The sequence below is a fragment of the Sporosarcina sp. P19 genome (assembly GCF_002743165.1).
GTDB classification, from domain to species: domain Bacteria; phylum Bacillota; class Bacilli; order Bacillales_A; family Planococcaceae; genus Sporosarcina; species Sporosarcina ureae.
The window spans coordinates 131,529-142,637 of sequence record NZ_PDYR01000009.1; the positions used below are offsets into that span (position 1 = coordinate 131,529).

Below are 11,109 nucleotides of genomic sequence, written 5' to 3' on the forward strand. Positions count from 1 at the left end.
GAATGAAGGGATTTACTCGTTTGTTTCGCCAAGAAATGCATTTAACATCCACTGATGCTTCTCGACGCTCTGGTAAACCGCATTCAACATATCTTCCGTCATATCATCTGAATCCTTCGAGGCAAGTTCCATACCTTTTTTCAATGACTTCATCGTCTTATCGAAGTCATCTACTAATGTTTGCACCATATCATTCGCTTTTTCTGTGCCTTTTGCTTCGTCGACAACAGATTCAGACAAATGCTGTGATAGTGTTGCAGTCGGTTCACCGCCTAAAGTTAGCACGCGCTCCGCGATTTCATCCATATGCACTGTTGCTTCATTGTATAATTCTTCAAATTTAGCGTGCAATGTGAAGAAATGACTACCTTTTACATACCAGTGATAGTTATGAAGTTTCGCATACAACACCGACCATGTAGATACTTGTTTGTTTAGCTCTTGAATTAATTCTTTAGACATAAAAAAAACACTCCTCTAATCGTTTTATGCTTCTCTCTTTTAATTTACCACAGATATAGGTAAACTAAACCTTATTACATCTAAAGGTGATGAAAATGCTAAAGAAAGTATTGATCCGACTAATTCGATTCTACCAGAAGTTTATTTCTCCCCTATCTCCGCCCTCTTGCCGATTTCACCCGACATGTTCCCATTACGGAATGGAAGCCATTGAGACACACGGAGTGCTTAAAGGTAGTTGGCTAGCGGTAATGCGGATTTTAAAATGTCATCCATTTCATAAAGGTGGATTTGATCCGGTACCTCCCAAAAAAAACGAATAAAATAAACCGTACTAGGTTGCAAACATATAGCATATCTTGTATGATGAGAAAATAATCTAAATAGTAATCATTCCGATTACGTAACGGAGGCTTTTCTAATGAAAAATCGTTTGCTGTTGCTAGGTGCCGCTTTGCTGCTCGTGTTAAGTGGTTGTACCAATTCTGCAACGACTGAAACGGATGATTCCTCATCCGATCAATTACTCGTCTATACGACAGTCTACCCATTGCAATATTTCACTGAACGCATTGGTGGAGAGTATGTTGACGTGAAATCCATCTATCCGCCTGGCACAGATGAACACGTCTTTGAACCTACACAGAAAGATATGATGGCCTTGGCAAAGGGAGATCTATTCTTCTATATCGGACTTGGTCTTGAAGGTTTTGTACAAAAGACAGAGAAAACATTGCAGAATGAAGATGTTCAGTTTGTTCCGATTGCCGATTATATTGATCCTGAGGAATTGGAAGGTGGACATTCACACGAACATGGAGAAGAAGAGCATGAAGATCATGGGCATGACGATCATGGGCATGAAGATGCGATCGATCCACACGTTTGGATATCTCCTTATCTTAGTACGAAGCTTGCAGAGAAAATCACGCAAGAGTTGTCGGATGAATTGCCTGAGCATGCAGAGGCATTCAAGAAAAACTTCGAAGTTTTATATGACGAATTAGAAGAATTGGATCGCGGATTTAAAACAATGGCTGATGCCGCACCAAACAAAACATTCTTCGTGTCTCATGCAGCATTTGGCTACTTGGCAGATGCTTACGGATTACAGCAACTTGCAGTATCCGGTCTTGATTCCCAGAATGAACCTTCTCAAAAGGAATTGGCCTCTCTTGTAAAAGATGCAAAAGAACAAGACATTCAGTATATTTTATTTGAACAAAATGTCAGCTCAAAATTGGCTGAAGTCATTAAAAAAGAACTGAATGCCGAAGCGCTTACTTTGCATAATTTAAGTGTACTTACTGAAGAAGATATTCAAAAGAAAGAAACGTACTTTTCTCTTATGGAACAAAATCTAGAAGTACTGAAAAAAGCATTAGGGAACTAACAGTGGACGAATACTCCACTGTTTTTTTATAGCCATTTTCTCAATTCGAACCGCATCAGTTTATTTGATGCATTACGTGGCAGTTGCTCTACGAATCGAAATTCTTTTGGTAGTTTATAGCGTGCTAGACGTTCGGAACAGAAATCCAACAGTTCATCTTCATTAACTGCACCAACGAGGAATGCAACAGGTACTTGCCCCCACTCCGTATCTTCTTTACCACATACGCCCGCTTCCCTTATAGCAGGATGCGCTAGCAAAACATTTTCAATCTCGGCAGGATAAATATTCTCCCCACCTGAAATAATCAAATCAGCACGTCGATCGACGATGAATAAATAGCCTTCCTCATCAAGATAGCCAGCATCCCCTGTAGCGAGCCAACCGTCTTCGGTCAGCGCATTGCGTGTACTCTGGCTTCCAATATAACCTGGCGTCACGTGAGGACCTTTTATGAGCACTTCACCTACTTCACCCGGTTGAACAGTATCTTTAATTGTCACTTGATTGAAAAATAACGGTTTTCCCGCTGAACCTACTTTTCGCGCGGCATCTACTTTTCCAAGTGTTGTCGTTTGCGAACACGTTTCAGTCATGCCATATGTCTGAAGTATTGGTAATCCACACGCAGTCGCGCGATCCAAATAATCTAACGGCACAGGTCCGCCGCCAACGAGCATCGTACGGAAAAGTGGATGTGCTTTGCTATCAGTTGCTTCCATCACACGAACAATTTGATCCAACGTCAGGGCAACGACCGACATAGCCGTTACGTGCCCTGCTATAATTTGTGCAGCAGCTTCTTTTGCATCAAATTTTTCGTACAAACGCATTTCCATTCCGTAGATCACTGAGCGAATGACGATCGATAGTCCACTTATGTGGAATAACGGCATCATACAAAGCCATGAATCTTTATCCGTCAATCCGAGATTCAGCGCAGATGCGAGTGCGCTCGACGTATGATTGCCTGCTGTCTGTCGAACTCCTTTAGGTACGCCTGTAGTGCCCGAAGTGTACATAATCGAAAGCGTCTGATCTTCAGTCCACTGTTCCAGTATAATGAATTCTTTTCGATCAGACTCTCGAACTGCAGAATAAAATAAGCTCTTGATGTCATCCAATTCCGGAGGTGTCTGTATTTGATCATCTACAAGTACAAGTTTGGCTTCGGAATCACGTACTTGCCAGCGTAATTCCCGTTCAGTCAGCCGATTGTTCAGACAGACTACTTCCACACTTAATAACCAGCATGCATGGATGAAAAGTACTGTTTGGTCATTAGACTGACTAAGCAGCGCAACCCTGTTATTTGACTGAACTCCAAGATGATAAAGTTGTTGTGCGATTTCAAGGGATTGGTCATATAGTTCGCGGTATGACCAGTGTCCTTGCCCAGTAACTAAAGCGGATGCGTCAGGCGTCAATTTCGCCCGTTGCATAAGCCAATTAGGGATCATCATAAGTAATTCCTCCAATTAAAAATTAACGTAATGAAAAAGCTGCCCCAATTAGGCAGCTTTCATTTATTTAAGGGAAACGTGGGAATTGATCGAAGTCTGGTTTGCGTTTTTCTTTAAACGCGTCGCGTCCTTCTTTCGCTTCATCCGTTGTGTAATATAGCAATGTTGCATCTCCAGCCAATTGCTGAAGTCCTGCCAAACCGTCTGTATCGGCATTCATTGCCGCTTTCAAGAAGCGAAGTGCAGTTGGACTCTTGCCTAGCATTTCTTCACACCATTGAACCGTTTCGTCTTCCAGCTGCTCATAAGGAACGACTGTGTTGACTAAGCCCATATCGAGTGCTTCCTGCGCGTCATATTGACGGCATAGGTACCAAATTTCACGTGCTTTCTTGTGGCCTACAATGCGTGCGAGGTATCCTGAACCATACCCTGCGTCGAACGAGCCTACAGTAGGTCCTGTTTGTCCGAAACGTGCATTGTCTGCAGCAATCGTCAAGTCACACACTACGTGTAACACGTGACCGCCACCGATTGCGTATCCTGCAACCATTGCGACAACTGGCTTTGGAATAACGCGAATCAAGCGTTGAAGATCTAAGACGTTCAAGCGTGGAATTTCGTCGTCTCCGACATATCCACCGTGACCACGAACAGATTGATCGCCTCCTGAACAGAAAGCTTTCTCTCCTTCACCAGTTAACACGATAACTCCAATTCGTTGATCATCTCTTGCGCGTGAAAATGCATCGATCAATTCCATTACAGTTTTTGGACGGAATGCGTTGCGCACTTCCGGACGATTAATCGTGATTTTTGCGATACCATTGTACATTTCGTACTTGATATCATCATATGTACGAAGCGTTTCCCATTGACGGGTCATAATAAATTCCTCCTCGATTTTTACACTGTTTTCAGATAGCTCTTTATCATTGTAGCAAATTGTTGAGGTTTTTCCACGTGAATTGCATGCCCAGCATCTTTTATCGTTTCATGCCGCGCATTTGGCAGGCTTTTCATCATTTCCTGTGCAATATTTTCAAATTTCTCGTCTTCACTACCGGTAAGCAATAACACTGGAAGTGAAAGTTGCTCAAGCGCTTGCCAGTAGGAAGGCTGACTACCCGTTCCAATCCCTCGTAAACTGTTTGCTAAACCTGTCGGTCGTTGATTGAGGCGTTCAGCGCGCACTGCTTGCTGTTGTGATTCAGACAACTTCTTCTGTGAATGAAACAACGGAATTTCCTGCCAAAAGTCGACGAATTCTATCATCCCTTGTCGTTCTATCCTATCCGCAAGCTTGGCATCAGCTGTTCGCCTTGCGAGTTGCTGTTCTGACGCACGCAGGCCTGGTGAACTGCTCTCAAGAACCAGACTCGTAACCTCTTCAGGATACGTTGCAGTATAGCCTAAGGCGACACGGCCCCCCATCGAGTAACCAAGTAAGATCGGCTTCTTAATTTCAAGCTTCTGCAAGACTTCATACAAATCCTTTATTTGTTCTTCCATCTTGTAACGGTTCATCGTTTCAGGCGCTTCCGTCTTGCCGTGTCCAATTAAATCGACTGCTAGTACATAATAATCCGTCATAAGCACTTCAATCGTTTTCTGCCAAGTAGCTGTTGAACCTGTGAAACCATGCAACATGACGACTGCCGGTAATTGCTCATTTCCGTACCGTGCAACGTGTGTATCAATACCTCTGATTGTCAATACTTCAGTCGCCAATGCGTTCCACCCTCTTCGCAATTTCCCGCCACACAGAGCGATGCGCTTCCACATTGTCAGCACGCACTGTCGCCACTTCAATAATTCGTAGATTAGCCGTTTTATCTGTTTGCATCGCCTGTTCAAATGCTAGCGTCGTATCAACCGCATCATATTGCGCTTCATACATCGCTGCGATATGATGGAACGTTAAATTAGTTGGTGTCCCAAATAACTGCTCGTAATAGTGTTCAATAGAAGCTTGCGGCAAATAGGAGAAAATCCCGCCACCATTGTTATTAATTAGAACAATCGTCAAATCGGTTTGCTGTAGACGTGAAATAATCAGCCCATTGACGTCATGCAAAAACGCCAAATCTCCAATTAATAAATACGTCTTACGTTTACGGCCTTCTTGAATACCAAGAGCAGTCGAGACTACCCCATCAATTCCATTTGTCCCTCTATTGCAGAACAATGAAATATCACGGTTCGTCTTTTGGAAATGAGTATCCAAGTCTCGAATCGGCATACTGCTGCTGCAGACTACATCCGAGTGGTCCGGTAAATTGACAATGAATTGACGAACAAAGTGACCTTCATCTTGATGGAAATGTTGATCTTCATTCATTACATCTGCAGAAATTTGATTGGCTTCAGTCCACTCGTTCGTATACTCAGTCCGCTCGCAAGGTACAGATATTTGCTGCCAAATACTCGCTGCACTCACTTGCAAATGATGAGTAGTCAGACCAATCGGGTCACGATAATTTGGTGAATCATCAACCACAATATACGTTTCTGGACAAGCCTTCTTTAAAAACAAGAGTAATGGTTTAGAAATGGGCTGCGGGCCGAATCGTATGACGCAATCAGGTCGCATCTTTTCGGCAAACACTTCACTTTTTAGCAACGCATCATACTGATCAATACAAAGATCGTCACAATCTGTCGGTACTTGTGAGCGCAGATTGGATAACGGATCACATAGTACGGGCCATTGAAGTGCTTTAGCAAACTGCCAGAAACGCTCTTTATCTAGAGTAGTCGCTTGCTCGCCTATGACAAGTATGCCTTTTTTAGATTGCGTAATGGACGTTTCAAGTACTGTTTTCATATCTTCCGTTACAGCCAAATCCCCTACTAACTGTTGCTGGAACCGACTGACAGGCGCGGGTGCTTGTAAATCAATTAGTAGAGGTTCTCGAAATGGTACATTCAAGTGTACAGGTCCTTGTGGAGCAGTTTTGGCAACAGAAAGAAGTCTAACTGCACGTTGTTCCATATACCGTAAAATGTCTTCTCGATTTTCAGGCATAGGAAAATCAACGCTATCTTTGACGTGTTCCCCAAACATACGAATTTGATCAATCGCCTGTGGTGCCCCAACTTCACGTAATTCATGCGGACGATCCGCTGTGATGACGATCAACGGCAATCTGGCATAAAACGCTTCAGTAATTGCAGGATGATAGTTCGATGCCGCTGTTCCTGATGTACATAGTAAAACAACTGGCTGCCCAGTTGCCTTCACTAATCCAAGTGCGTAAAAAGCGGCTGAACGCTCATCGGTATGCATATAGGTCTGCATGTCCTTAGAATTCGTAAATGCATACGCAAGCGGTGTCGATCTGGAACCTGGGCTAATAACCGCCCTTTTCGCTCCTTGCCGAATAAGGGTATCCGTTAAGCGAAGCACATAACTCGTTAATCCTGTTTCGTGATCATTCATGTAAACGGCCTCCGAGTGCGCGTAACACAGGACGAAATTTCACCCATGTTTCCGCATATTCTTCCATTGGTCTAGAATCGGCTACAATACCGCCACCAGCATACAAATACGCTTCATTACCAGTTAGCAGACCTGAACGGATCGCTACCGCAAATTCTCCATTGCCCGCAGAATCCGCCCAACCAATCGGTCCAGCATAAAAGCCTCTATCCATTTGCTCTTCTTCGCGAATGATTTCGAGCGCTTTCTGCCGTGGGACCCCACCTAGAGCAGGTGTCGGATGAAGTGCTTCCACTAGACGGAATATATCCATGTCGTCCGCAAGCTCTCCCTCAACCGGTGTGAATAAATGCTGTATATCTCGTACTTTTAAAAGTTTTGGTGTTCTATTGACTCGCAATGATGTGCAAAATTCCGCAAAGACTTCTGTAATCATATCGACTACATACTGATGTTCTTCACGATTTTTTTTATCTCGTAATAACACTTCTCCAAGTCGTTGGTCTTCTTGAGACGTCTTTCCGCGTTCAATAGAACCTGCTACACACGCTGAATACGCATGCCCCTTAGAAATTTCAACCAAGCGTTCAGGGGTTGCACCGAAGAACATCTCATCGCCAATTTGCAGGCCAAAGTGGTAACTTGCAGACTGTTCATTCGTAATTGTATGCAATGCAGCAGCCTTTTGGAATTCTTCTTCGAACGTTAATTTAATTTTACGTGCAATGACTACTTTCTCTGCCTCTTGCGCTTGAATATGCGATGTTACGTGCTCTACAGCGTCCATATAGCGGTCCGTAGCCAATTCTGTTTGGTTGATCACGTCCGGCTTTCCTTGGAACGTAAATTCGTCAACCTGTGCAATATGAATCAAGCGGTCACGTTCTTGACGCAATGCTTCAAAGTCTGCTGCCGCTTGCGGTTCTTCCGTAATATAATTAATCGACACATACGTTTTGCCTTTTTCGATTTTCAATTGGAATAAAGGCACAGTGAAATAAGCGGCTGGAAAAGCACTCCACTCATCATCTTGACGTGTATGAGGATCAAAAGAAAATCCGCCAAACAACACCGGATCGATATCCTTTTCTTCCTTAATTAAAACTTCACATAATGTTGCCCATTGTGAAGAGATTGACTGAAAGCGATCCTTCTCCGCTGTTAAAACCGTAGCCTGACCTAAACCGACAAGTTTTACTGTCTTGTCTGCATTCTGCCAGAAGAAACGATGCTCACCATAATGTGAAAGGCCTGCTTCAAAAAAAGCAAGCGGACTTAACGTTTCCACTTCCAATGTTTCCGTAAAAAAACGAGATTCAGCGCCTGTTGCCGGAACCGTCTTTTCTCGATCGGTTAATTTCCGAATCATCCCACTCTCTCCTTCTCATCATGCTATATGTTTTTCGACAATTTACGTTCAGACATACTTTCTCCGAACGATAAGTACCTCTATTCTAGCACATCGGACGCTGTACTTAATATATAATGTCTCGCTGTATAGAAGAGCATTCGACAATTATTTTTAATGGTTGTCTGTTCTTACCTAACTGCTTGTTTTTGTTGTATACTATCAGATGATGACTACTTGTATAAGGAGAGATTACCCGTGCAACACACTATAGAAACCGATACCGGCTGGCGAGTTTGGTGGCAACTGACACGCCCTCACACATTGACTGCCGCATTTGCACCCGTCTTTTTAGGTACCATGATTGCGCTACAATACGGTCCACTTCATTTCCCACTATTTCTAGCGATGCTTGTAGCCAGTTTATTGCTGCAGATGGCCACAAATATGTTCAATGAATACTACGATTTCAAACGAGGACTCGATGATGAACACTCGATCGGTATTGGCGGTACGATCGTTCGAAACGGCGTACAGCCTAAAACCGTATTAAATCTAGCACTCATTCTATATGGCTTATCTGTTCTCCTGGGCATTTACATTTGCATAGAAACTTCCTGGTGGTTAGCTGCCGTAGGTTCCGTTGCCATGCTGATTGGCTATTTATATACGGGTGGACCCTACCCGATTGCATATACACCATTTGGCGAGCTCGTTTCTGGATTTGTTATGGGCATGCTATTGATCTTGATCGCATTCTATATCCAAACAGGAACTGTCACGGGCAACGCGATATTGCTATCTGTACCAAGCATGCTATTAGTCGGAGCCATTATGTTAGCAAATAATATTCGTGATATTGTACAGGATACTAAGGGTGGCAGAAAAACTATGGCGATTCTCGTAGGTCGAAATCATGCTGTAACAATATTGGCACTGTTTTTCATCATCTCCTATGTATGGATCATTGTACTGGTTGTGACAGGACATGTGTCTCCATGGGCATTACTCGTATTACTGAGCATCCCCAAACCGCTACATGCTACGAAAACTTTCCGCAAACATGAACAACCCATCCAAGTCATGCCAGCAATGAAGGATACTGGCGTTACCAATACGCTGTTCGGACTGCTTCTCGGTATCGGCATTCTCATTGCTCACTTCATCTGAATAAACTGCACCCACAACGTCCACACTAAAAAAGGTGGACGTTTTTTGTTGTAAAGGTTTACTCTAGCTTGTAAAAAGGGAAAGACTGAAATAAGAAAGCTTTCTCAGACTTCATGGGTAAACTAGGAAAGCCACATAGAAAGGGTCGTGACTACATTGTTAACAACTAAACAAATTCAACAACTCGAAAAAGAATTACGAGCTATGGAAGATCGTTTGACTGAAACGGATAATGAGACGGAAATCGTAAAGAATGCCCAGGAAGACGTTGGTGAATTATCGATGTATGATAATCACCCTGCTGACATGGGAACAGAACTATATGAACGTGAAAAGGACATGGCACTCAACACACATGCAGAAAGTGAACTGGAGAACGTCCAGAATGCACTACAAGCTATCAAAGAAGGCACGTACGGCACATGTGAAGTCTGTGGTAAGGAAATACAGTTTGAGCGCTTAGAAGCGATCCCTTACACTACTGTGTGTATCGAAGATGCGAAAAAAGATGTCCCAACTGACCGACCGGTTGAAGATGATTTATTAACCATGGCAGATCCGAATTCATTCGCTGCACGAAGAGAAGGTGATGCAATTGATTACGAGGATAGCTTCCAAGAAATCGCACAGTCCGGAACATCTGAAACCCCTTCCGACTTCTCGGGTAATAAAAATCGTGACTACGGGGATTTATATGATGAAGAAATGGATGATAGCGTAGAAGAATACGAAGAGTTTGCAGTATCCGACATTACAGGTGAACCAGCCGGCTTCGTACGCAATGAAGAAGCGATAGAATATGAGGATGAGTTGGATGAAGAAGGAATTGAATCACCACTAGGCGATATCCCTTATAAAGAACGTGATAGCTATATTGACGCGGAGGAAGATAAATAATTCAAAAGAGTAAGTCCCACGAGCAAGGCTCGTGGGACTTACTCTTTTACATATGCTTTCGTTCTATAGGTACAGCAGGCTTTGCTTAGTATTGACTGTCAGTTTGAGGATATAAGCGGTAGCATACAACTTCTATAAATAGGACGGCCATTTATATTTGCAGCACGATTCGATCCTATTGAAAAGCCTCTATATAACGCTCAGTTACTTCCTATATAATTTATAAGTAAAGAATAGAAAAAAGGCATTGCACAGTTATGCAATACCTTTTTGTATGTATGACCCCTACGGGATTCGAACCCGTGATACCGCCGTGAAAGGGCGGTGTCTTAACCGCTTGACCAAGGGGCCAAAATTATGGCGGAGAAGGAGGGATTCGAACCCTCGCACCGCTTTCGCGATCTACACCCTTAGCAGGGGCGCCTCTTGAGCCACTTGAGTACTTCCCCATAAAAATGGCTCCGCAGGTAAGACTCGAACTTACGACCGATCGGTTAACAGCCGATTGCTCTACCACTGAGCTACTGCGGAATGGTGGGCCTAAGTGGACTCGAACCACCGACCTCACGCTTATCAGGCGTGCGCTCTAACCAGCTGAGCTATAGGCCCATATTGGAGCGGGTAGGGAGAATCGAACTCCCATCATCAGCTTGGAAGGCTGAGGTTTTACCACTAAACTATACCCGCATTCATGGTGGCTCAGGACGGAATCGAACCGCCGACACAAGGATTTTCAGTCCTTTGCTCTACCGACTGAGCTACTGAGCCACATTTGGTATTTCTAGAAAGACGCCTTTTTGAAGCGTATGTATAAAATGGCGGTCCCGACGGGAATCGAACCCGCGATCTCCTGCGTGACAGGCAGGCATGTTAACCGCTACACCACGGGACCTTGGTTGCGGGGACAGGATTTGAACCTGTGACCTTTGGGTTA

At 43.7% G+C, this 11,109-nt stretch carries 10 protein-coding genes and 7 tRNA genes; 4 read left to right on the forward strand and 13 right to left on the reverse strand.

Annotation, left to right across the window (positions count from 1 at the left end; translation table 11 throughout):
- Nucleotides 1-12 precede the first annotated feature (12 nt).
- Nucleotides 13-462 carry a Dps family protein gene (locus tag CSV74_RS11195; protein ID WP_029055126.1) on the reverse strand — a complete coding sequence of 150 codons (450 nt, stop codon included), beginning with the start codon at nucleotides 460-462 and terminating at the stop codon, nucleotides 13-15.
- Between the two features lie 95 nt (nucleotides 463-557).
- Between CSV74_RS11195 and yidD the strand changes: the two genes are divergently transcribed.
- Nucleotides 558-785 (forward strand): membrane protein insertion efficiency factor YidD, encoded by a 228-nt coding sequence (yidD, locus tag CSV74_RS11200; protein ID WP_081657981.1) that lies wholly within the window; start codon nucleotides 558-560, stop codon nucleotides 783-785.
- Between the two features lie 98 nt (nucleotides 786-883).
- Nucleotides 884-1,855 (forward strand): metal ABC transporter solute-binding protein, Zn/Mn family, encoded by a 972-nt coding sequence (locus CSV74_RS11205; RefSeq protein ID WP_099691708.1) that lies wholly within the window; start codon nucleotides 884-886, stop codon nucleotides 1,853-1,855.
- A gap of 26 nt (nucleotides 1,856-1,881) precedes the next feature.
- Here CSV74_RS11205 and CSV74_RS11210 read toward each other — a convergent pair whose 3' ends face one another.
- The 5 genes from CSV74_RS11210 to CSV74_RS11230 form a co-directional block, all read right to left on the reverse strand.
- Entirely contained in the window at nucleotides 1,882-3,318 is a 1,437-nt protein-coding gene (locus CSV74_RS11210; protein WP_199170347.1) for an o-succinylbenzoate--CoA ligase, read from the reverse strand.
- 67 nt (nucleotides 3,319-3,385) lie between these two features.
- A complete protein-coding gene (menB, locus tag CSV74_RS11215) occupies nucleotides 3,386-4,204 on the reverse strand; it encodes a 1,4-dihydroxy-2-naphthoyl-CoA synthase (RefSeq protein ID WP_029055123.1) in 819 nt (272 codons plus the stop codon).
- Nucleotides 4,205-4,224: 20 nt separating this feature from the next.
- A complete protein-coding gene (gene menH, locus CSV74_RS11220; protein ID WP_199170348.1) occupies nucleotides 4,225-5,049 on the reverse strand; it encodes a 2-succinyl-6-hydroxy-2,4-cyclohexadiene-1-carboxylate synthase in 825 nt (274 codons plus the stop codon).
- Nucleotides 5,039-6,760: a 2-succinyl-5-enolpyruvyl-6-hydroxy-3-cyclohexene-1-carboxylic-acid synthase gene (gene menD / locus CSV74_RS11225; RefSeq protein WP_099691710.1), complete on the reverse strand. Its 1,722-nt coding sequence runs from the start codon at nucleotides 6,758-6,760 to the stop codon at nucleotides 5,039-5,041. The genes menH and menD overlap by 11 nt, the downstream gene beginning before the upstream one ends.
- On the reverse strand, nucleotides 6,753-8,129 hold the full coding sequence (locus CSV74_RS11230) for an isochorismate synthase (protein WP_099691711.1): 1,377 nt from the start codon (nucleotides 8,127-8,129) through the stop codon (nucleotides 6,753-6,755). The genes menD and CSV74_RS11230 overlap by 8 nt, the downstream gene beginning before the upstream one ends.
- A gap of 237 nt (nucleotides 8,130-8,366) precedes the next feature.
- Between CSV74_RS11230 and CSV74_RS11235 the strand changes: the two genes are divergently transcribed.
- Nucleotides 8,367-9,278, forward strand: a complete 912-nt coding sequence (locus tag CSV74_RS11235; protein ID WP_099691712.1) for a 1,4-dihydroxy-2-naphthoate polyprenyltransferase — start codon at nucleotides 8,367-8,369, stop codon at nucleotides 9,276-9,278.
- Between the two features lie 147 nt (nucleotides 9,279-9,425).
- Complete coding sequence (locus CSV74_RS11240) at nucleotides 9,426-10,175, forward strand: TraR/DksA C4-type zinc finger protein (protein WP_233190887.1); 750 nt, start codon at nucleotides 9,426-9,428, stop codon at nucleotides 10,173-10,175.
- Nucleotides 10,176-10,454: 279 nt separating this feature from the next.
- On the opposite strand, the gene CSV74_RS11245 is transcribed toward CSV74_RS11240, so the two are convergent.
- The 7 genes from CSV74_RS11245 to CSV74_RS11275 form a co-directional block, all read right to left on the reverse strand.
- Nucleotides 10,455-10,526: transfer RNA gene (locus CSV74_RS11245), tRNA-Glu, on the reverse strand.
- 7 nt (nucleotides 10,527-10,533) lie between these two features.
- Nucleotides 10,534-10,624, reverse strand: a tRNA-Ser gene (locus CSV74_RS11250).
- Nucleotides 10,625-10,631: 7 nt separating this feature from the next.
- Nucleotides 10,632-10,706 (reverse strand) — tRNA-Asn (locus CSV74_RS11255).
- 1 nt (nucleotide 10,707) lies between these two features.
- Nucleotides 10,708-10,784: transfer RNA gene (locus tag CSV74_RS11260), tRNA-Ile, on the reverse strand.
- A 4-nt stretch (nucleotides 10,785-10,788) separates the two neighbouring features.
- Nucleotides 10,789-10,862, reverse strand: a tRNA-Gly gene (locus tag CSV74_RS11265).
- 5 nt (nucleotides 10,863-10,867) lie between these two features.
- Nucleotides 10,868-10,943: transfer RNA gene (locus CSV74_RS11270), tRNA-Phe, on the reverse strand.
- 48 nt (nucleotides 10,944-10,991) lie between these two features.
- Nucleotides 10,992-11,067, reverse strand: a tRNA-Asp gene (locus tag CSV74_RS11275).
- Between the last annotated feature and the right edge of the window lie 42 nt (nucleotides 11,068-11,109).

What these genes read in the sequence shown, in the direction of transcription:
- CSV74_RS11195 (WP_029055126.1), bottom strand. Translation starts at nt 462, where the DNA reads ATGTCTAAAGAATTAATTCAAGAGCTAAACAAACAAGTATCTACATGG.
- yidD (WP_081657981.1), top strand. Translation starts at nt 558, where the DNA reads ATGCTAAAGAAAGTATTGATCCGACTAATTCGATTCTACCAGAAGTTT.
- CSV74_RS11205 (WP_099691708.1), top strand. Translation starts at nt 884, where the DNA reads ATGAAAAATCGTTTGCTGTTGCTAGGTGCCGCTTTGCTGCTCGTGTTA.
- CSV74_RS11210 (WP_199170347.1), bottom strand. Translation starts at nt 3,318, where the DNA reads ATGATGATCCCTAATTGGCTTATGCAACGGGCGAAATTGACGCCTGAC.
- menB (WP_029055123.1), bottom strand. Translation starts at nt 4,204, where the DNA reads ATGACCCGTCAATGGGAAACGCTTCGTACATATGATGATATCAAGTAC.
- menD (WP_099691710.1), bottom strand. Translation starts at nt 6,760, where the DNA reads ATGAATGATCACGAAACAGGATTAACGAGTTATGTGCTTCGCTTAACG.
- CSV74_RS11230 (WP_099691711.1), bottom strand. Translation starts at nt 8,129, where the DNA reads ATGATTCGGAAATTAACCGATCGAGAAAAGACGGTTCCGGCAACAGGC.